This window comes from Staphylococcus sp. FSL W8-0305 (assembly GCF_037966415.1).
Classification (GTDB): domain Bacteria; phylum Bacillota; class Bacilli; order Staphylococcales; family Staphylococcaceae; genus Staphylococcus; species Staphylococcus aureus.
The window spans coordinates 1,281,063-1,302,010 of the sequence record NZ_CP150198.1 but is presented as its reverse complement, the minus strand read 5'-3'; the positions used below and the strand labels follow the sequence as shown (position 1 = coordinate 1,302,010).

Below are 20,948 nucleotides of genomic sequence, written 5' to 3'. Positions count from 1 at the left end.
TAATTTAACTCGTTGAAGTATATTAATAAACGAGAATGCATTTATGATTAAGCACTTATGATAACTTGTAATAAAATTTGATTCAACTAAAAAGTAAAGTGCTATTGAAGATCAAGTAAATTTAAACCGACTGCATCGTTGAATGAACGTTGAATGTCCCAATCAGTTACAGTAAGAATGATTTCAGCAGTTGCAGAAACAATTGCTTTAGCGAGATGTCCGCTAAAAGTTTCATATGATTGAGTACCGAAAGTAGCATGCAAATGTGCAAAATGTCCATTATCTAGACGAGAAATATTACCTAATAAGCTCGTCAATTCTAGTGGCTCAGTAATATGTTTTTCTTCATATTGTTTCGTTGTTAAATTGAAAAATTTTAAAACGACGTCATCACATGCACCAATGCCGCTGACAGATGTAAATGTTAAGTCTTGGTCATCTGCAAAGTTTGTTATACATTCAACGATATCTTCTCCTTTTTCTAACACTAGTAGTATAGTATGATTACTTTTTTGCAATTTCATATGATCAATCCCCTTTATTTTAATATGTCATTAATTATACAATTAAATGGAAAATAGTGATAATTACAAAGAAAAAAATATTGTCAAATGTAGCAATGTTGTAATACAATATAGAAACTTTTTACGAATATTTAGCATGAATTGCAATTTGTCGTGGAAAAGAAGAATAACAGATTTAAGAATGACATGGAGAAAAAAGAGGTGAGCATATGAATAAACAGATTTTTGTCTTATATTTTAATATTTTCTTGATTTTTTTAGGTATCGGTTTAGTAATACCAGTCTTGCCTGTTTATTTAAAAGATTTGGGATTAACTGGTAGTGATTTAGGGTTACTTGTTGCTGCTTTTGCGTTATCTCAAATGATTATATCGCCGTTTGGTGGTACGCTAGCTGACAAATTAGGGAAGAAATTAATTATATGTATAGGGTTAATTTTATTCTCAGTGTCAGAATTTATGTTTGCAGTTGGCCACAATTTTTCGGTATTGATGTTATCGAGAGTGATTGGTGGTATGAGTGCTGGTATGGTAATGCCGGGTGTGACAGGTTTGATTGCAGATGTTTCACCAAGCCATCAAAAAGCAAAAAACTTTGGCTACATGTCAGCGATTATCAATTCTGGATTCATTTTAGGACCAGGGATTGGTGGATTTATGGCAGAAGTTTCACATCGTATGCCATTTTATTTTGCAGGTGCATTAGGCATTTTAGCTTTCATAATGTCAGTTGTATTGATTCATGATCCGAAAAAGTCTACGACAAGCGGCTTCCAAAAACTTGAGCCCCAATTATTAACAAAAATTAATTGGAAAGTCTTTATTACGCCAGCAATTTTAACGCTCGTCTTAGCGTTCGGTTTATCGGCATTTGAAACACTGTATTCTTTATATACATCGTATAAAGTAAATTATTCACCTAAAGATATTTCGATTGCGATTACGGGTGGCGGTATCTTTGGTGCACTTTTCCAAATTTATTTCTTTGATAAATTTATGAAATACTTCTCTGAGTTAACATTTATTGCATGGTCATTAATATATTCAGTTATTGTATTAGTGCTATTAGTTATTGCCGATGGTTACTGGACAATTATGGTAATTAGCTTTGTTGTCTTTATCGGGTTCGATATGATAAGACCTGCTATTACAAATTATTTCTCAAATATTGCTGGTGATAGACAGGGATTTGCAGGTGGGTTAAACTCGACATTCACTAGTATGGGTAATTTCATAGGTCCTTTAATCGCAGGTGCGTTATTTGATGTACACATTGAAGCACCAATTTATATGGCTATAGGTGTGTCATTAGCAGGTGTTGTTATTGTTTTAATTGAAAAGCAACATAGAGCTAAGTTAAAACAACAAGATTTGTAATATCGCACATGGTTGTCATTCGATTAATGTATTTCGACAACTAAAGCATTTCAAAATAAGCATCGATTTTCTTACAATTATAGTGAAGAAAAGTCGATGCTTTAAATTTATAAAGATTAAAAACTTTTAAATGTTTTAGTCTTTATATTTAAATGTTATATGTAACAAAAAATGATTTTGAGTAATAAACATGTTACAAATATTACATTCTTTTTAAATTGCAATCCACATACCTAATTCATTAACGTTAATGTGTTAAGATGATAAAAAATGAGTAAGGAAATGTGGGTAAGGGGATGACAGTAAAAAATTTATTTTTAGGCTTTGTTGCTGTAATATTAACCGTTTGTTTAATTGGTTTATTAATATTAGCAACAAATGAAGATGCGCTTGCTAAGGTACATAAAACGATTAATACGCTTAACGCGATAAATGTATCAACTGAAGATACTTATAAAAAGAAAATGGATATTCTCAATATTCATACTGCTAAAGCATCTGAAGTGAATGAAAATGTGAAAAAGCAAAATCATTTTAAGCATCGTGTGAATGCAAATAAATCAAATTCTTTTAACGAACAAGAGTGCCAAGTTATTGCTGATCGTTATGCAGATAAGCATATCAATGATAATTATGGTTTAGAAAGAATTTCTAAGACAAATCATGGATATAATTATGTTTATTCCAATGATAATTCAACGAGTAAGCAACATGTAAGTATTTCAAATCAAGGCATAATAACGAAATAATAGATGGAACAGTGTATTCTAATTGGATATACTGTTTTTATTTTGCAATATTTTAATTTAAAAAGGTGAAATCAACTTATAAAATGATGTAAATGTTATGTCAAAATCAACCAATCCGTAATGTATTTTAAAATGTTAATATAGTTCTGAAGAAGTATAAATGAGGTGTTGAAATGGCTAAAAATAAGAAAACTAACGCGATGCGTATGCTTGATCGTGCAAAAATTAAATACGAAGTTCATAGCTTTGAGGTACCAGAAGAACATTTATCTGGCCAAGAAGTCGCAGAACTCATACAAGCAAATGTTAAAACAGTATTTAAAACACTTGTTCTAGAAAATGCAAAACATGAACATTTTGTATTTGTTATCCCAGTAAGTGAAACTTTAGATATGAAAAAGGCAGCTGCTATGGTTGGAGAGAAGAAATTGCAACTTATGCCTTTAGATAATTTAAAAAATGTAACGGGATACATTCGTGGTGGGTGTTCACCTGTTGGTATGAAAACATTGTTTCCAACAGTCGTTGACAAATCCTGTGAAAATTATAGTCATATCAGTGTGAGTGGTGGGCTTCGAACAATGCAAATCACGATAGCTGTTGAGGATTTGATTACAATAACTAAAGGGAAAATTGGAGCAGTTATCCATGAATGATTAATAACAACAAAAAGTATGGGGCAAGATTAGGAGTGCGACAGAGATGAAATTTTTATAAAATTCATTTCTGTTACACTCCTTTTTGATTGAAATAGCATTTTACGATCATAAACAGTCATGATAATTGAGTATTTGAACATAAAAATGTAATTTTATCGTCACAATTTGATTGTTTGTGATTGTTTTTGGTAATTTATGATTGAAAAGTGAAAGCGTACTCATTATAATACAGAGTGAGATGGGGTGATGATGATAATTACAGAAAAAAGACACGAGTTAATATTAGAAGAACTTTCGCACAAAGATTTTTTGACTTTACAAGAATTAATAGATCGAACTGGCTGCAGTGCTTCAACAATACGAAGAGATTTATCTAAACTACAACAATTAGGGAAATTACAACGTGTGCATGGTGGTGCAATGTTAAAAGAAAATCGTATGGTTGAGGCGAATTTAACTGAAAAATTAGCAACTAATCTCGATGAAAAGAAAATGATTGCTAAAATAGCAGCTAATCAAATCAACGATAATGAATGCTTATTTATCGATGCTGGTTCATCTACATTGGAGCTAATTAAATATATTCAAGCGAAAGATATCATTGTGGTAACCAATGGTTTAACACATGTAGAAGCTTTACTTAAAAAAGGTATTAAAACAATTATGCTAGGTGGTCAAGTTAAAGAAAATACACTTGCTACGATTGGTTCAAGTGCCATGGAGATATTAAGACGATATTGTTTCGATAAAGCTTTTATCGGGATGAATGGATTAGATATTGAACTTGGATTAACTACTCCCGATGAGCAAGAGGCATTAGTTAAACAAACAGCAATGTCATTAGCCAATCAATCATTTGTACTTATAGATCATTCTAAGTTTAATAAAGTATATTTTGCTCGTGTACCTTTGCTAGAAAGTACGACAATCATCACATCTGAAAAAGCATTAAATCAAGAATCGTTAAAAGAATACAAACAAAAGTATCACTTTATAGGAGGGACTTTATGATTTATACAGTGACTTTCAACCCTTCAATTGACTATGTCATTTTTACGAATGATTTTAAAATTGATGGTTTGAACAGAGCAACAGCAACATATAAATTCGCTGGGGGAAAAGGTATTAATGTCTCACGTGTTTTAAAGACATTGGATGTTGAGTCAACTGCTTTGGGATTTGCAGGTGGATTTCCTGGGAAATTCATTATAGATACATTAAATAACAGTGCAATTCAATCGAATTTTATTGAAGTTGATGAAGATACACGTATTAATGTGAAATTAAAAACAGGACAAGAAACAGAAATCAATGCACCGGGTCCTCATATAACGTCAACACAATTTGAACAACTGTTGCAACAAATTAAAAATACAACAAGCGAAGATATAGTTATTGTTGCTGGAAGTGTACCAAGTAGTATTCCAAGCGATGCGTATGCACAAATTGCACAAATTACAGCACAGACAGGTGCTAAATTAGTAGTCGACGCTGAAAAAGAATTAGCTGAAAGCGTTTTACCATATCATCCACTATTTATTAAACCTAATAAAGATGAATTAGAAGTGATGTTTAATACAACAGTGAACTCAGACGCAGATGTTATTAAATATGGTCGTTTGTTAGTTGATAAAGGTGCGCAATCTGTTATTGTCTCACTTGGCGGTGATGGTGCTATTTATATTGATAAAGAAATCAGTATTAAAGCAGTTAATCCACAAGGGAAAGTGGTTAATACAGTTGGCTCTGGTGATAGTACAGTTGCAGGCATGGTGGCTGGAATTGCTTCAGGTTTATCGATTGAAAAAGCATTTCAACAAGCAGTCGCATGCGGTACTGCCACGGCATTTGATGAGGACTTAGCAACACGGGATGCTATAGAAAAAATAAAATCACAAGTTACGATTTGCGTACTTGATGGGGAGTGAAAATAATGAGAGTAACAGAGTTATTAACAAAAGATACGATAGCAATGGATTTAATGGCAAATGACAAAAATGGTGTTATTGATGAGTTAGTAAATCAATTAGACAAAGCAGGTAAATTAAGTGATATCGCGTCATTTAAGGAAGCGATTCACAATCGAGAATCACAAAGTACAACTGGTATCGGTGAAGGTATTGCTATTCCACATGCCAAAGTGGCCGCAGTTAAGTCACCAGCTATTGCATTTGGTAAATCTAAAGTAGGCGTAGATTATCAAAGTTTGGATATGCAACCAGCACACTTATTCTTTATGATTGCAGCGCCAGAAGGTGGCGCACAAACACATCTAGATGCTTTAGCTAAGTTGTCTGGTATTTTAATGGATGAAAATGTACGTGAAAAATTATTACATGCATCGTCTCCAGAAGAAGTGTTAGCAATTATTGATCATGCTGATGATGAAGCGACAAAAGAAGAAGAGGCAGAAGCTGAAGCACAACAAGTTGCAACTGCAGAACAATCATCTAAACAATCTAACGAGCCATATGTATTAGCTGTAACTGCTTGTCCAACAGGTATTGCACACACATATATGGCACGTGATGCATTGAAAAAGCAAGCGGATAAAATGGGCATTAAAATTAAAGTTGAAACGAACGGTTCAAGTGGTATTAAAAACCATTTAACGGAACAAGATATTAAAAATGCAACAGGTATCATTGTTGCTGCTGATGTTCATGTTGAGACGGATCGCTTCGATGGTAAAAATGTCGTAGAAGTACCAGTAGCAGATGGTATTAAACGCCCAGAAGAATTAATTAATAAAGCATTAGATACAAGTCGTAAACCTTTTGTTGCCCGTGATGGTCAAAGAAAAGGTAACTCAAATGACAGTCAAGAAAAATTAAGCCCAGGTAAAGCTTTCTATAAACACTTAATGAACGGTGTTTCTAACATGTTGCCACTTGTAATATCTGGTGGTATTTTAATGGCAATCGTGTTTTTATTTGGTGCAAACTCATTTGATCCAAAAAGCTCAGAGTACAATGCGTTTGCAGAGCAGCTTTGGAACATTGGTAGTAAAAGTGCATTCGCGTTAATCATTCCAATTTTATCTGGATTCATTGCACGTAGTATTGCGGATAAACCTGGATTCGCTTCAGGTCTTGTAGGTGGTATGTTAGCAATTTCAGGTGGTTCAGGATTTATTGGTGGTATTATTGCAGGTTTCTTAGCAGGTTACTTAACACAAGGTGTTAAAGTGATGACACGTAAGTTACCACAAGCATTAGAAGGATTAAAACCAACATTAATTTACCCATTATTAACAGTGACAGCTACAGGCTTATTGATGATTTATGTCTTTAATCCACCAGCATCTTGGTTAAATCATTTATTATTAGATGGATTAAATAATTTATCAGGTTCTAATATTGTATTATTAGGTTTAGTCATTGGCGCTATGATGGCGATTGATATGGGCGGTCCATTCAACAAAGCGGCATATGTTTTTGCAACAGGTGCGTTGATTGAAGGTAATGCAGCACCAATTACAGCTGCAATGATTGGTGGTATGATTCCACCGTTAGCAATTGCGACAGCGATGTTAATTTTCAGACGTAAATTTACAAAAGAACAACGTGGTTCAATTATCCCTAACTATGTGATGGGTATGTCGTTTATTACAGAAGGTGCGATCCCATTCGCGGCTGCCGATCCATTACGTGTTATCCCTTCAATGATGATTGGGTCAGGTATAGGTGGCGCAATCGCTTTAGGTTTAGGTTCTCGAATTACTGCGCCACACGGTGGTATTATCGTAATTGTTGGTACGGATGGTGCACATTTACTACAAACACTTATTGCACTTGTAGTAGGTACATTAGTTTCAGCATTAATTTATGGACTTATTAAACCAAAGTTAACTGAAACAGAAATCGAAGCTTCAAAATCAATGGACGAATAACTTTTATGATTTAAAATGATTGTTAGAAATGACGTTACATCAATTTGTCAGTCGATTGAATGTATGTTAATTTAATATATCGTGTTAACGGTAGTTTATATAAAACTATTAAAACACCTTCCATTAATTCAGTTTTTATGAATGGATGCGAAGGTGTTTTTAATTTTTAGTATGTGAATGTAGTCATTACAAAAATAAATATAGTTTTTAAAGTTTTTGCAAAAAGTTATGCCAAACGAAGCAGATATAGTAAAATATGAGTGTCTTAAAGTGAAAATTTATAAATAAAGAAGGGTTTATACGTGTCAGAATTAATTATATATAACGGCAAAGTTTATACTGAAGATGACAAAATCGATAATGGTTACATTCATGTGAAAGATGGACAGATTGTTGCAATTGGAGAAGTGGATGATAAAGCAGCGATTGATAATGATACGACAAATAAAATTCAAGTGATTGATGCAAAAGGTCATCATGTATTACCAGGTTTTATCGATATACATATTCATGGTGGTTATGGACAGGATGCAATGGATGGGTCATACGATGGCTTAAAATATCTATCCGAAAATTTGTTGTCTGAAGGGACGACATCGTACTTGGCCACTACAATGACGCAATCGACTGATAAAATAGATAAAGCACTTATAAATATTGCTAAATATGAAGTGGAGCAAGATGTTCACAATGCAGCGGAAATTGTAGGTATACATTTGGAAGGGCCATTTATATCTGAAAATAAAGTTGGTGCTCAACATCCGCAATACGTTGTACGCCCATTTATCGATAAAATTAAACATTTTCAAGAGACTGCTAACGGACTAATAAAGATTATGACGTTTGCACCTGAAGTTGAAGGTGCAAAAGAAGCGCTTGAAACGTATAAAGATGACATTATTTTTTCAATTGGTCATACAGTGGCAACATACGAAGAAGCAGTTGAAGCTGCTGAGCGAGGAGCTAAACATGTCACGCATTTATATAATGCAGCGACGTCATTCCAACATAGAGAACCAGGTGTTTTTGGAGCAGCATGGTTGAATGATGCTTTACATACCGAAATGATTGTTGATGGCACACATTCTCATCCGGCATCGGTTGCAATTGCTTACCGTATGAAAGGTAATGAACGTTTTTATTTAATTACCGATGCAATGCGTGCAAAAGGTATGCCTGAAGGAGAATATGATTTGGGTGGTCAAAAAGTAACTGTTCAATCGCAACAAGCACGTCTTACAAATGGTGCACTTGCTGGTAGTATTTTAAAAATGAATCATGGGTTACGTAACTTAATATCATTTACAGGTGATACATTAGATCATTTATGGCGTGTAACAAGTTTAAATCAAGCCATTGCATTAGGTATCGATGATAGAAAAGGTAGTATTAAAGTAAATAAGGATGCAGATCTTGTTATTCTAGATGATGACATGAATGTAAAATCTACAATAAAACAAGGTAAGGTTCACACATTTAGCTAATAGATAATCATAATTAAATGTATGCAATAGATTTAATCTGTTAACATAAGCACTTTATATTATGATAAAATAGAGGCAATAACATTTTTTTCTGGGGGTGTCTAAATGGGAAGGCGATAACATGTAGTTGTAATTTAAGTCATAGTGATAAATTTGAATGCGTGTTACCCATGAGTGACACATATAACATGGAGGTGAATCCCTAGAAATAGGGAATTAATTGGAAACTTCGACCATAATTAGTTTGATTATATTTATTCTATTAATTGCATTAACCACAGTATTTGTTGGTTCAGAATTTGCATTAGTAAAAATTAGAGCAACAAGAATTGAACAGCTAGCAGATGAAGGAAATAAACCTGCTAAAATAGTAAAAAAGATGATTGCTAATCTAGATTATTATCTTTCTGCTTGTCAGTTAGGTATAACTGTAACATCTTTAGGGTTAGGTTGGCTTGGTGAACCAACGTTTGAAAAGCTATTACACCCGATATTTGAAGCAATCAATTTACCAACTGCATTAACGACGACGATTTCGTTTGCAGTATCATTTATAATCGTTACGTATTTGCATGTAGTACTTGGTGAATTAGCGCCTAAATCTATAGCGATTCAACATACTGAAAAGCTTGCTTTAGTATATGCAAGACCATTGTTCTATTTCGGTAACATTATGAAACCATTGATTTGGCTGATGAATGGTTCTGCACGTGTTATTATTAGAATGTTTGGTGTAAATCCTGATGCCCAAACTGATGCAATGTCAGAAGAAGAAATCAAAATTATTATTAACAATAGTTATAATGGTGGAGAAATCAACCAAACTGAATTGGCATATATGCAAAATATCTTTTCATTCGATGAAAGACATGCAAAAGATATAATGGTACCTAGAACGCAAATGATTACACTAAATGAACCTTTTAATGTAGACGAATTACTTGATACAATAAAAGAACATCAATTTACACGTTATCCAATTACTGATGATGGTGATAAAGACCACATTAAAGGATTTATCAACGTTAAAGAATTTTTAACTGAATATGCTTCTGGAAAAACGATTAAAATAGCAAACTATATACACGAGTTGCCAATGATTTCAGAGACAACACGTATCAGTGATGCATTAATTAGAATGCAACGTGAGCATGTACATATGAGTCTTATTATAGATGAATATGGTGGAACGGCAGGTATTTTAACGATGGAAGATATTTTAGAAGAAATCGTTGGGGAAATTCGTGATGAATTTGATGATGATGAAGTGAATGATATCGTTAAAATTGATAATAAGACATTCCAAGTAAATGGTAGAGTACTATTGGATGATTTAACTGAAGAGTTCGGTATAGAATTTGATGACTCTGAGGATATTGATACGATAGGTGGATGGTTACAATCTCGCAATACAAACTTACAAAAAGATGATTACGTGGATACAACGTATGATCGCTGGGTTGTTTCAGAAATCGATAACCACCAAATTATTTGGGTAATGTTAAACTATGAATTTAATGAACCGAGACCTACTATCGGACAGTCTGATGAAGATGAAAAATCAGAATAGATAATAATATATAAACCAACTAAGAATGATTTAATTCATTTTTGGTTGGTTATTTTTTTGACTAAAATTAATGAAAAGTGAAAATAGTATTGGAACTCAATATCTTTAATGAATATTTTTTATTGAAAGCGATAATTCGTATTAATTGAGTTTGTTGAAAAATTTAGGGTAATGTAAAGATATAAAAGATACATAGATTGGAGAGATATAAAGATGTTGAATGAGATACAAATATTAAATAATGGATACCCGATGCCTTCAGTTGGGTTAGGTGTTTATAAAATTTCTGACGAAGATATGACTAAAGTTGTAAATGCTGCAATTGACGCAGGCTATAGAGCGTTTGATACAGCATACTTTTATGATAATGAGGCTTCACTAGGACGAGCATTAAAGGATAATGGCGTCGATAGAGAAGATTTGTTTATAACAACGAAGTTATGGAATGACTATCAAGGTTATGAGAAAACATTCGAATATTTCAACAAATCGATTGAAAATTTACAAACTGATTATCTTGATTTATTTCTAATACATTGGCCTTGTGAAGCAGATGGTCTATTTTTAGAAACATATAAAGCTATGGAAGAACTTTACGAGCAAGGTAAGGTAAAAGCAATAGGTGTATGTAATTTTAATGTTCATCATCTAGAAAAATTAATGGCTCAATCAAGTATCAAACCAATGGTGAATCAAATTGAGGTACATCCATATTTTAACCAACAAGAATTACAAGAATTTTGTGATCGTCACGATATTAAAGTGACTGCATGGATGCCTTTGATGAGAAATAGAGGACTACTAGACGACCCTGTCATTGTTAAAATTGCTGAAAAATATCATAAAACACCAGCACAAGTTGTATTGCGTTGGCATTTAGCACACAATAGAATTATTATTCCAAAATCTCAGACACCTAAACGCATTCAAGAAAATATAGATATTTTAGATTTTAATTTAGAATTAACAGAAGTAGCTGAAATTGATGCTTTAAATAGAAATGCAAGACAAGGTAAAAATCCAGATGATGTGAAAATTGGGGATTTAAAATAACTGGATGTTAAATTTTACGTTTATGAATGCCTTTTAATGTGTACATTAAAATAAATGAGTTGGTTTTTACTATTTGATAAAACAATACTCAGGTACATTCAAAATCTTTTAAATAAAAAGGATGGACATAGATGAAAATTAGAGTCGTCATTCCTTGTTTTAATGAAGGGGAAGTCATTACACAAACACATCAACAATTAACTGAAATACTTTCACAAGATAGTAGTGTGAAAGGCTATGATTATAATATGCTTTTCATAGATGATGGTAGTACGGATACCACTATAGATGAAATGCAACATCTTGCCACAATAGATAGACATGTCAGCTTTATTTCTTTTAGTAGAAATTTTGGAAAAGAAGCAGCTATGATTGCAGGTTACCAGCATAGTACTGAATTTGATGCAGTCATCATGATAGATTGTGATTTGCAACATCCACCTGAATATATTCCGAAAATGGTTGAAGGTTTTATGGAAGGCTATGATCAAGTGATTGCAAAGCGTGATAGAAGTGGTGAAAATTTTAGTCGCAAAACATTAAGCCATTTGTACTATAAGTTAGTTAATTGCTTTGTAGAAGAAGTACAATTTGATGATGGTGTTGGTGATTTTAGACTTTTAAGCCAAAGAGCTGTTAAATCCATTGCATCACTTGAAGAATATAATCGATTTTCAAAAGGGTTATTTGAATGGATAGGATATAATACTAAAGTGTTTACGTATCAAAATGTTGCGAGACAAAAAGGAGAATCTAAATGGTCCTTTAAAAAGTTATTTAATTATGGTATTGATGGATTGATTTCCTTTAATAGTAAACCTTTGAGAATGATGATATATCTTGGCTTATTTATTTTTTCAATAAGCGTGTTATATATTATCTATTTATTCATCAATATTATGATTTCTGGTGTTAATATCCCAGGATATTTTTCAACGATTGCAGCTATTTTATTATTAGGCGGCATACAGTTAATTTCAATTGGTGTTGTAGGTGAATATATTGGCAGGATATATTATGAAGTTAAGGCACGTCCTAAATACATTATTCAAGCTACAAATCTTTCAAGTATTGAAAATGATGAGAAGGATACCCATAAAGTTTATTCTAAATAAACAAAAAAAGAAGCCCTCATTAATGGGAGCTTCTTTTTAGTCTTTGCAGTTTATTTTATAAATAAATCGGATTATGTCGTAATGTCTAATTTGTGTAATGTTACAGTCATCGTAGTTCCTACATCTATATCACTGCTTACACTGATTTTTGCGTTATTTTGTTGCGCGAGTTCATTAGCTATATATAAGCCTAATCCAGAACCACCCGTTTTTGTATTACGAGAGTTTTCTACTCTGAATGTACGTTCGAATATACGTTCTTGTAGTTCTGGTATAATGCCAATACCTTCATCGCTAATAGCAATGTCGATAGTATCTTGATCTTTGTTTTCACTAATATTAATATCAATGCGACTACCAACATTTGAAAATTTTAGCGCATTATCAAGTAAGTTTGTTAAAATACGCTCAAGTGGCGTTCGATATTGATAAAATGCATCAATTTCGCTACAGAAATTCACTTCTAATGTGCGGTTTTCATGTTTGATGCGTTGCTCATATGGTTGCAATATTGATACAAGTAATTGGTCTAGTTGTATTAATTCTGGGGGATATGTTTTACCTGTATTTAAAGTGATAATATGAGTCATATCATCAAATAATGTTGATAATCTGTTTGCTTGTTTAATTAATATGTCGTATGACTCTTTAATCTCATGATCCTTTGTGATTATACCATCACGTAGTCCTTCAGAATATGAAATAATGCTTGCTAAAGGTGTTTTTAAATCATGGGCTAAGTTTTGAATCAGTTCTGTTTTTTCTTGTTGTTCGGATTTAATTTGATTCATTTGTTGCGTAATTTCAGAAGCCATTTTATTAAAAGATTGATTTAATTCATAAATTTCTTTTGGTGAATTAAACGTTTTATCATTGCTTGCGTAATTTCCGTTAGCAAATTGCTTAGTTTTTATATTAAACTGCTTAATTTTTTGTATAAGTGGATTAATAAAAATACTACATATTAATAAGGTTAAACAGCTTGTAATTATTGTCGTTAAGGTCAAAGTTAGTGTCATATGGCCGTTAAACCACATTAAAATATATGCAATTGCTAAAATAGTTGAAGTTAATAGTATACTCGATACGACGCCAATAATGATTTGACTTCTAATTGATAACACCATTATCGGCTCCTTTCAAATTTATATCCTAATCCCCATACAGTTGTGATGGTATATGTTGTAAAGCTCTCTTTTTCTAATTTTTCTCTAATACGGTGTATATGGACATTCACGGTATTAGCATCTTCGTAATAGTCATATCCCCAAACTTTTTCAAGTAATTCTGATTTAGAAATAACTTCATTTTCTCTAGAAGCTAAATACCACAATAACTCAAATTCCTTAATACGCATAGGGACTTCATGACCATTTACAGTCACAACTTTACTTAAGTTAATAAGTGTTAATTCATCAAATGACAGTTGTTCAACTGGTTGATGATGGTATTTCTTCATTCTTGTAAGTAAATTATTAATACGTAAAACGAGTTCCCTTGGACTAAATGGTTTTTTGACATAGTCATCTGCACCTAAAGTTAAGGCGTAAATGGTATCATGTTCTTGTGTTTTGGCAGTTAAATAGATAAAGGGGATATCTAATTTTTGCCTTTTCATTTCTTTGACAATGTCGTAACCATTAACTTCTGGCATCATGATATCAAGTACCATGATATCAATATCATTTGATAGTAAAGAAATTGCTTCTTTACCGCTAGTTGTCGTTGTTACTTTGTAACCTTCATATTCAAAATAGGTTTGACAAATGTCTACAATGTCTTGTTCATCATCCACGATCAGTAAGTGGGTCATCTATTTTTTCACCTCTGTTCTTACGACCTCTAAAGTAATTAATGATTTCTTTAAGTGAAATCTGTTTTAACAATGAGTGACTCATTAATAAAAGGATAAAGAAAGTTAATTGAAGAGGATACGTAAATATCATATCTGCTAAGATATAATTTATCATAACAAAGGCTCCAAAGAAACTAGCAGCATATGCAAAAACTCCAAAAATTAAACCTAATCCAATTGCAATCTCTCCGAGTGGGACAACAATATCAAATAATGACGTCGTATGTGCAACTATATTTGCGAAAAACCACTTATACCACTCTGGTGAATCAGTATTGTTAGCGATGACTGGTACTAAACCTTTCAGCGTAAATCCGCCCGTTAATTTTTCGTAACCTTGCATTAACATAACAATACCTGAACCCACACGAATGATAAATGTAACGAGTAGCAATAATTTATTCATGATGTTCACATTCTTTCTATTTATTGTGTGTAATTTATATAAACATAAGATTTAGCAACATAATGTGATTTGTAGTGTTATGTGAACAGGAAGTGTTTGAGCTCATGGGTTGCTTAAGCTAAACAAACCTCAAGCTCTAAAAAAATTTACTTATGTGCTCTACAATCTTATGGGATTTAATAGTTGTATATATATTGAAAAAAGGAAAGTATGATTTCTACAAGCTAGGGGGGCTGTGAAATCATACGCTTTCCATTGAGTAATGAGTGTAATGTATATTTTTAAAATTTGTAATGTATAGTAATAGTATGTTGTAAATAAAAGTTTAACTCAGAAATTGATTATTTTAATTTAGCGCCGCCGAAGATGACGTGAGCTTTTTTACAATAGATTGTTACTTCATCATATTTGCTTAAATCTACATTTTTAAGATCAAATGTTTGTTTTTCTTTATCGTAGTCAACCATTGCGATTTCTTTACCGTTTTTAATGTCGCCATTTTTTGTTAGGTAGACGTATAAATCTGGACCTTTTGATGATTTGTAGTTAGTAAGCATTAATTTACCATTTTTAATCTCAGCTTTACCTTCAACAGTTTCACCGTTTTTAGAACTGAATGTACCTGTTAGGTGTTTTGTTTTATCAGTTTTAACATTGCTATCTTCTGACTTTGTTTTTTGTTCAGTTTTGTTACCTTGATCTTGTGAATTAGAATTACCACAAGCGCCTAAAGCTAATGTTGTGATAATAGCACCAGCTGCTAAAAAATATTTTGTATTCATGCTAACTCCTCATTTCTTCAATTTGATAAGTTAAGTTTAAAATGAAGGCAAATAATATGCCATTAACTAATTCTTAACTTCGTTTAAATATCGCTTAACTAATATTGAAGAAAGAATAATTTGAAAATGAAAATAATTGTCTGATTTAAATAAATAGGAGTCAAAATAAGAGGAGGGCGGTTTTTTAAGTGAGAAAATATTTATCTAAACTAGTTATCACTATAAAACACTTCTGATATAGCGAACTAAGAATATCAGAAGTGTTTTTTAGTTTTGGTATTAAAATTTATAAACCTTTTGCCACAATAAAAACAACAAGAAAATAAGATAGACGATTAAATACAAGTACCAATATGGTGTTAAAACCATCATAACGATAAATGAAATGTTAATAATGATAAGTCCTTTAATCATTAGTTTCTTTATTTTATTATTATTTTCAGCAGATTCATCTAAGCTATTAAATGTTGAAATAAATAACATAATACCACCAATGATGAAAATGGCAGGGGCTAAAAATGGAATAGACATATATATTGATTGTGTACTTGAAAAGTCGGTAACACGTTGCGTTAAACTGACAACAATCGTTAATATGATAGCAATAAATTTTTGGTCTGTAATGTATACAGGTTTTAATTTTTTATCAATGTAAAACTGTAGTATCGTCCAAATGATAAACATCGTTATAGTACACAGAGTAATAAAGTTATATTTATCAATTATGAATGTATTTATAAAGGCGTTTATAGTAATAGATAACAACATTGCACTTAATGATAAATGTTGCATTTGATGCCTATATAAATTGAATCCAGTTATAAGTACGACGATAGCAATATTAATTAATATATATACAATCATGATGGACTCCTGTTCGTTATACTTCAATCAACTATTATATCAATTAATATATTGTTATTCATTAGATATGACTTGTAAAAAGTAAAATAAGTTATCCTTTATACACCTTTTTTATTACTCCAAAGTAATGTATGAAGTTGTGGTAACACATAAACGTGATTCATATCATTACTTTGCATAACTAAATCTACCAACTGCTCGTAGCGTTCTAACAACTTTTCGGTATGATTATCTACGCTGTCTGATAAATATGGGTTACCAACTTGTAAATAGAAGGGAATATCTGGATAACGGTGGTGTATCATTTTGGCAAAATCATAATCTTTATCGTCGAATACAACTACTTTTAAGTTTAATGAGGAAGGTACGCATTGTGCAATCACTTCATCTAACTTTTTTAAATCAGACGTCATAGTTGAACTTGGTGGTTTTGGACTAATCGTTAAATCATCAATTTGTGTCATCCAAGGTTGGAATTTACTGCCTTGTGTCTCCAGTGCGCTGAAAATACCTTTATCTTGAAATAAGTCAACTAACTCTTGGATACCTTTAATTAATGCTGGGTTACCACCAGAAATTGTAACGTGGTTAAATAAATCGCCACCAATTCGTTTTAATTCATCATAAATTTCTTCAGCGGTCATGAGTTTTATATCGCCTTTAGCACTACCATCCCAAGTAAATGCAGAATCACACCAGCTACAGCGATAATCACATCCAGCTGTTCTCACAAACATCGTTTTTCTACCGATTACTCGACCTTCACCCTGAATGGTTGGACCGAATATTTCGAGTACAGGAATTTTAGCCATTAGTTACACCTGTTCCTTTGGTCTAAATACGACATAACTTGTTGGTGTTTCTCTTACAAATACTTGAATACATTTTGGTTGGTGTTCGAGCGATGCCAAATTTTCTTTAACAATTTGATAAATTGTTTCCGCTACGATTTCAGTTGAAGGGATTTTGTTTTTAAAAGCAGGTAAGTTATTTAACAGTTGATGGTCAAATTTACCGTGTATCATCTTTTTCAAATGGCTAAAGTTCACTAAAAAGCCAGTGTCATCTAGTTTATCACCGACAATTGTTAAATTAACAAAGTAAGTATGACCATGGACATTTTGACAAATACCTGCTTCTTCACACGGAATGTGATGTGCAGCTGAAAAATTAAAATCTTTATTTAATTCGAATTGATATGGATGCGTTGTACTAGGATAGATTTGTTGTAACATTTTAAAGCGCTCCTTTACTTTCAAGATATTGATTTAGTCCACGTTGACGTAAATGACAAGCTGGACATTCACCACAGCCATCCCCAATGATACCGTTATAGCATGTTAATGTTTTTGTACGAATATAATCTAAAACTTCGAGTTCATCACTTAATTTCCACGTTTCTGCTTTGTTTAACCACATTAAAGGAGTATGAATAACAAAATCTTTGTCCATAGCTAGGCTTAATGTTACGTTCATTGATTTTATAAAACTATCGCGACAGTCTGGGTAGCCTGAAAAGTCTGTTTCACATACGCCTGTAATAATATGCTTAGCCCCAATTTGATAAGCTAGAGCACCTGCAAACGACAAGAAAAGTAAATTTCTAGCTGGAACAAATGTATTAGGTATACCATCTTCATTATTAGTAATTTCCATATCATGTTGTGTTAATGCGTTTGGAGTAAGTTGTGATAATAATGACATATCTAAAACGTGATGTTTCATTCCTTGATCTTGTGCAATTTGTTTTGCGACTTCAATTTCAGTATCATGTCTTTGACCATAATTAAACGTTACGAGTTCAACTTCTTTGAAATGTTTTTTTGCATAAAAGAGACATGTTGTACTGTCTTGACCACCACTAAAGACAACGATGGCTTTTTCATTATTTAATACACTTTCCATTTTGTAATTGCTCCTATCATTAATAATATTAATAAAGAGGTTAATGGCATTGATAAGCCCGTTTTTAATTTATAAAATAAAAAAAGCCTATCTCCATAAAAGATAGACGAAAGAAATGGGTTGCTCCTATAATATATATTAAAGGTTTACCAACGAATGTTTGAAATTTCAATGTCTAGTTTTTTATAGAGGGTTTCAGCTAGGAACCTCTGATATTCATTTATGTACGATGAATAGAATATACCATATAGTAGTTAAAATCAAGGTCAGGATAATGACAATGCCTTTAAAGTTTTAGCTACATCCAATACATATTATAAAAATAAAACACATTTAGAACGGAGTATACAATGATTCTAGTCATAGATAATAATGATTCATTTACATATAATTTAATAGACTATATTAAGACTCAAACGAAACTAACAGTTCAAGTTGTTGGTATTGATAATCTGCTGATAGAAGACATCATTAATATGAAGCCAAAAGCAATTGTTATTTCACCTGGGCCGGGTAATCCGGATGATTATCCTATCTTGAATGAAGTGTTAGAACAATTTTATCAGCGTGTACCTATACTAGGTGTATGTTTAGGATTTCAATGTATCGTGTCTTATTTTGGTGGAAATATCATTCACGGCTATCATCCTGTACACGGACATACTACACAGTTACGCCATACCAATGAAGGTATTTTTCAAGGACTGCCTCAAAATTTCAATGTAATGCGTTATCATTCATTAATTGCTGACGGAGCGACTTTTCCAAATTGCTTAAAGATTACAGCAAAAAACGATGAAGCAATTATTATGGCATTTGAGCATATTACATTTCCGGTTTTTGGTGTGCAATATCATCCTGAATCTATTTTGAGTGAATACGGTTATCGACAAGTTGAATTATTTTTATCGAAGGTAGGTGATTACTGTGAGAATAGAATATAATTATCGCTACTATTTAACTGAAAATGAATATAAGCAATACCATATTCAATTAAAGGGATTTATAAAGAAGTATGTTGCCACTAAGTTGGCTGATGTGGGAGAAGTGATACACTTTGCACAAGCGCAGCAACGACAAGGTAGATATGTTTCGTTATATTTAAGTTACGAAGCGGCAAAGTATTTTAATCATGTTATGTGTACACATTCATTAGCTAAAGATGATATTTATGCAGTAGCTTATAGTTTTGAAAATGCGGAAAGCATAAATTCAACATATGAACATCAAACTACTTATGTATCAAAGCATCATTTTTCATTTGTTGAATCTTCTGAGGTTATGATGACTAATATTAAACGTGTCCAACAAGCAATTGTTGAAGGCGAAACGTATCAAGTGAACTATACGGCGCGCTTAACGGACAACATTTATTATCCTATTAGTACTTTATATGAACGATTAACTCAATTTAGTAATGGTAATTATACTGCGTTATTACAAACAGATGAAATCCAAGTAGCGTCTATCTCACCAGAATTATTTTTTCAAAAAGGACAGTTTAACAATGTCGATAACGTTATCATAAGCAAACCGATGAAAGGGACAATGCCTAGAGGTAAAACGGAAGCTGAAGATCAACAGTATTATAAAACATTGCAAACTTCTTCGAAAGATCGTGCAGAAAATGTCATGATTGTTGATTTACTAAGAAACGATATAGGGAGAATATCACAGAGTGGCTCAATTAAGGTGTATAAACTATTTTTCATTGAGGTATATAAAACTGTATTTCAAATGACTTCGATGGTAAGTGGAACTTTAAAAACTAATACAGACTTAACTCAAATTTTAACATCGTTATTTCCTTGTGGTTCGATTACAGGTGCACCGAAACTGAATACAATGAAATATATTAAACAATTAGAAAGTTCACCTCGTGGTATATACTGCGGAGCAATTGGACTATTACTTCCAACTGAAGATGATAAAATGATTTTTAATATTCCAATTCGTACTATTGAGTATAAATATGGACAAGCGATTTATGGAGTCGGAGCAGGTATTACAATTGATTCTAAGCCAAAAGATGAAGTAAATGAATTTTACGCAAAAACCAAGATTTTGGAGATGTTATAATGCAATTATTTGAAACAATGAAAATTGATAATGGACATATCCCTAGAATTACTTATCATACTAATCGCATAAAATGTTCTTCTGAGCGATTAAACTTTAAATTTGATGAACATGCATGGCGAAATGAATTAAACGATGTAACAACAAAGTATCACAATGGCCAATGTAGACTTAAAATCGTATTACATGCTGAAAGCGAATTCGAAACGATAGTGTCACCTTTACCTGAGAAAAGTAGTTTTACAGCAAAATTTCAAGTGTTGCCCAAAGCAGTTAATCCAACTTTTATAAATAATAAAACGACAGAACGAAAGCATTTAGCACACAATCATGAAACAGATTTAATATTGCTAACTTCAGAGGACGGCAAGGTCCTTGAATTTGATATTGGCAACATTGTCATTGAAGAGGATGGAAAATGGTACACACCAAGTTATAAAGATGATTTCTTAAAAGGATGCATGCGTGATTATTTAATAGATAGTGACAAACTTGTTGAAAAAGACTTTAATAAAAACGAATTGATTTATAAATATCATAACAATGAGATACGTATATTTTTGATAAATAGTTTACGAGAGGTTGCCGATGTCCACCTTTGCCTTTAAAATTAGTATGATAATAATGTAGAAAAT

At 32.2% G+C, this 20,948-nt stretch carries 22 protein-coding genes; 13 read left to right on the top strand and 9 right to left on the bottom strand.

Annotation, left to right across the window (positions count from 1 at the left end; all coding sequences use genetic code 11):
* Positions 1-101: 101 nt before the first annotated feature.
* Entirely contained in the window at positions 102-524 is a 423-nt protein-coding gene (locus NST10_RS06415; protein WP_000776010.1) for a PPC domain-containing DNA-binding protein, read from the bottom strand.
* A gap of 209 nt (positions 525-733) precedes the next feature.
* On the opposite strand from NST10_RS06415, the gene norA reads away from it, so the two are divergent.
* The 10 genes from norA to csbB all read left to right on the top strand — a co-directional run bounded on the left by norA (position 734) and on the right by csbB (position 12,422).
* Complete coding sequence (gene norA / locus NST10_RS06410; RefSeq protein WP_001041284.1) at positions 734-1,900, top strand: multidrug efflux MFS transporter NorA; 1,167 nt, start codon at positions 734-736, stop codon at positions 1,898-1,900.
* A 296-nt stretch (positions 1,901-2,196) separates the two neighbouring features.
* Entirely contained in the window at positions 2,197-2,649 is a 453-nt protein-coding gene (locus NST10_RS06405; RefSeq protein ID WP_000216727.1) for a hypothetical protein, read from the top strand.
* A gap of 173 nt (positions 2,650-2,822) precedes the next feature.
* Positions 2,823-3,305 carry a Cys-tRNA(Pro) deacylase gene (ybaK, locus tag NST10_RS06400; RefSeq protein ID WP_001107240.1) on the top strand — a complete coding sequence of 161 codons (483 nt, stop codon included), beginning with the start codon at positions 2,823-2,825 and terminating at the stop codon, positions 3,303-3,305.
* A gap of 249 nt (positions 3,306-3,554) precedes the next feature.
* The gene (locus tag NST10_RS06395) at positions 3,555-4,319 is read left to right on the top strand and encodes a DeoR/GlpR family DNA-binding transcription regulator (protein ID WP_001574605.1); all 765 of its coding nucleotides are present in this window, start codon (positions 3,555-3,557) and stop codon (positions 4,317-4,319) included.
* Positions 4,316-5,236, top strand: coding sequence for a 1-phosphofructokinase (gene pfkB, locus NST10_RS06390; RefSeq protein WP_000640738.1), 921 nt, complete (start codon positions 4,316-4,318; stop codon positions 5,234-5,236). The genes NST10_RS06395 and pfkB overlap by 4 nt, the downstream gene beginning before the upstream one ends.
* A 5-nt stretch (positions 5,237-5,241) precedes the next feature.
* Complete coding sequence (locus NST10_RS06385; RefSeq protein ID WP_001266540.1) at positions 5,242-7,200, top strand: fructose-specific PTS transporter subunit EIIC; 1,959 nt, start codon at positions 5,242-5,244, stop codon at positions 7,198-7,200.
* 302 nt (positions 7,201-7,502) lie between these two features.
* Entirely contained in the window at positions 7,503-8,684 is a 1,182-nt protein-coding gene (gene nagA, locus NST10_RS06380) for an N-acetylglucosamine-6-phosphate deacetylase (protein ID WP_001292237.1), read from the top strand.
* A gap of 220 nt (positions 8,685-8,904) precedes the next feature.
* On the top strand, positions 8,905-10,254 hold the full coding sequence (locus tag NST10_RS06375; RefSeq protein ID WP_000450253.1) for a hemolysin family protein: 1,350 nt from the start codon (positions 8,905-8,907) through the stop codon (positions 10,252-10,254).
* Positions 10,255-10,467: 213 nt separating this feature from the next.
* On the top strand, positions 10,468-11,307 hold the full coding sequence (locus tag NST10_RS06370) for an aldo/keto reductase (protein WP_000931237.1): 840 nt from the start codon (positions 10,468-10,470) through the stop codon (positions 11,305-11,307).
* A gap of 131 nt (positions 11,308-11,438) precedes the next feature.
* Positions 11,439-12,422 (top strand): lipoteichoic acid-specific glycosylation protein CsbB, encoded by a 984-nt coding sequence (gene csbB, locus NST10_RS06365; RefSeq protein ID WP_000702776.1) that lies wholly within the window; start codon positions 11,439-11,441, stop codon positions 12,420-12,422.
* 71 nt (positions 12,423-12,493) lie between these two features.
* Here csbB and saeS read toward each other — a convergent pair whose 3' ends face one another.
* The 8 genes from saeS to queC form a co-directional block, all read right to left on the bottom strand.
* Entirely contained in the window at positions 12,494-13,549 is a 1,056-nt protein-coding gene (gene saeS, locus NST10_RS06360; protein ID WP_000244416.1) for a two-component system sensor histidine kinase SaeS, read from the bottom strand.
* Positions 13,549-14,235: a response regulator transcription factor SaeR gene (saeR, locus tag NST10_RS06355; RefSeq protein WP_000149344.1), complete on the bottom strand. Its 687-nt coding sequence runs from the start codon at positions 14,233-14,235 to the stop codon at positions 13,549-13,551. Before saeR ends, saeS begins: the two co-directional genes overlap by 1 nt.
* A complete protein-coding gene (locus NST10_RS06350; RefSeq protein ID WP_001037807.1) occupies positions 14,210-14,683 on the bottom strand; it encodes a DoxX family protein in 474 nt (157 codons plus the stop codon). The genes saeR and NST10_RS06350 overlap by 26 nt, the downstream gene beginning before the upstream one ends.
* 341 nt (positions 14,684-15,024) lie before the next feature.
* Complete coding sequence (locus NST10_RS06345) at positions 15,025-15,465, bottom strand: DM13 domain-containing protein (protein WP_001093552.1); 441 nt, start codon at positions 15,463-15,465, stop codon at positions 15,025-15,027.
* Between the two features lie 279 nt (positions 15,466-15,744).
* Entirely contained in the window at positions 15,745-16,329 is a 585-nt protein-coding gene (locus tag NST10_RS06340) for a hypothetical protein (protein ID WP_000637686.1), read from the bottom strand.
* A 98-nt stretch (positions 16,330-16,427) separates the two neighbouring features.
* Complete coding sequence (queE, locus tag NST10_RS06335; protein WP_339211932.1) at positions 16,428-17,141, bottom strand: 7-carboxy-7-deazaguanine synthase QueE; 714 nt, start codon at positions 17,139-17,141, stop codon at positions 16,428-16,430.
* 3 nt (positions 17,142-17,144) lie between these two features.
* The gene (gene queD, locus NST10_RS06330) at positions 17,145-17,564 is read right to left on the bottom strand and encodes a 6-carboxytetrahydropterin synthase QueD (RefSeq protein WP_000941336.1); all 420 of its coding nucleotides are present in this window, start codon (positions 17,562-17,564) and stop codon (positions 17,145-17,147) included.
* Between the two features lies 1 nt (position 17,565).
* Entirely contained in the window at positions 17,566-18,234 is a 669-nt protein-coding gene (queC, locus tag NST10_RS06325; RefSeq protein WP_000446724.1) for a 7-cyano-7-deazaguanine synthase QueC, read from the bottom strand.
* 350 nt (positions 18,235-18,584) lie between these two features.
* Between queC and NST10_RS06320 the strand changes: the two genes are divergently transcribed.
* From NST10_RS06320 to NST10_RS06310, 3 genes are read left to right on the top strand one after another with little or no spacing between them, the layout of a single operon-like run.
* Complete coding sequence (locus NST10_RS06320) at positions 18,585-19,178, top strand: aminodeoxychorismate/anthranilate synthase component II (protein WP_000604508.1); 594 nt, start codon at positions 18,585-18,587, stop codon at positions 19,176-19,178.
* A complete protein-coding gene (locus tag NST10_RS06315) occupies positions 19,162-20,313 on the top strand; it encodes an anthranilate synthase component I family protein (RefSeq protein ID WP_001217804.1) in 1,152 nt (383 codons plus the stop codon). Before NST10_RS06320 ends, NST10_RS06315 begins: the two co-directional genes overlap by 17 nt.
* A complete protein-coding gene (locus NST10_RS06310; RefSeq protein WP_339211923.1) occupies positions 20,313-20,921 on the top strand; it encodes an aminotransferase class IV in 609 nt (202 codons plus the stop codon). The genes NST10_RS06315 and NST10_RS06310 overlap by 1 nt, the downstream gene beginning before the upstream one ends.
* Positions 20,922-20,948: the final 27 nt, after the last annotated feature.

Coding starts and splice junctions, on each gene's coding strand:
- NST10_RS06415 (WP_000776010.1), bottom strand. CDS start 524: ATGAAATTGCAAAAAAGTAATCATACTATACTACTAGTGTTAGAAAAA.
- norA (WP_001041284.1), top strand. CDS start 734: ATGAATAAACAGATTTTTGTCTTATATTTTAATATTTTCTTGATTTTT.
- NST10_RS06405 (WP_000216727.1), top strand. CDS start 2,197: ATGACAGTAAAAAATTTATTTTTAGGCTTTGTTGCTGTAATATTAACC.
- ybaK (WP_001107240.1), top strand. CDS start 2,823: ATGGCTAAAAATAAGAAAACTAACGCGATGCGTATGCTTGATCGTGCA.
- NST10_RS06395 (WP_001574605.1), top strand. CDS start 3,555: ATGATGATAATTACAGAAAAAAGACACGAGTTAATATTAGAAGAACTT.
- pfkB (WP_000640738.1), top strand. CDS start 4,316: ATGATTTATACAGTGACTTTCAACCCTTCAATTGACTATGTCATTTTT.
- NST10_RS06385 (WP_001266540.1), top strand. CDS start 5,242: ATGAGAGTAACAGAGTTATTAACAAAAGATACGATAGCAATGGATTTA.
- NST10_RS06370 (WP_000931237.1), top strand. CDS start 10,468: ATGTTGAATGAGATACAAATATTAAATAATGGATACCCGATGCCTTCA.
- csbB (WP_000702776.1), top strand. CDS start 11,439: ATGAAAATTAGAGTCGTCATTCCTTGTTTTAATGAAGGGGAAGTCATT.
- saeS (WP_000244416.1), bottom strand. CDS start 13,549: ATGGTGTTATCAATTAGAAGTCAAATCATTATTGGCGTCGTATCGAGT.
- saeR (WP_000149344.1), bottom strand. CDS start 14,235: ATGACCCACTTACTGATCGTGGATGATGAACAAGACATTGTAGACATT.
- NST10_RS06350 (WP_001037807.1), bottom strand. CDS start 14,683: ATGAATAAATTATTGCTACTCGTTACATTTATCATTCGTGTGGGTTCA.
- NST10_RS06345 (WP_001093552.1), bottom strand. CDS start 15,465: ATGAATACAAAATATTTTTTAGCAGCTGGTGCTATTATCACAACATTA.
- NST10_RS06340 (WP_000637686.1), bottom strand. CDS start 16,329: ATGATTGTATATATATTAATTAATATTGCTATCGTCGTACTTATAACT.
- queE (WP_339211932.1), bottom strand. CDS start 17,141: ATGGCTAAAATTCCTGTACTCGAAATATTCGGTCCAACCATTCAGGGT.
- queD (WP_000941336.1), bottom strand. CDS start 17,564: ATGTTACAACAAATCTATCCTAGTACAACGCATCCATATCAATTCGAA.
- queC (WP_000446724.1), bottom strand. CDS start 18,234: ATGGAAAGTGTATTAAATAATGAAAAAGCCATCGTTGTCTTTAGTGGT.
- NST10_RS06320 (WP_000604508.1), top strand. CDS start 18,585: ATGATTCTAGTCATAGATAATAATGATTCATTTACATATAATTTAATA.
- NST10_RS06310 (WP_339211923.1), top strand. CDS start 20,313: ATGCAATTATTTGAAACAATGAAAATTGATAATGGACATATCCCTAGA.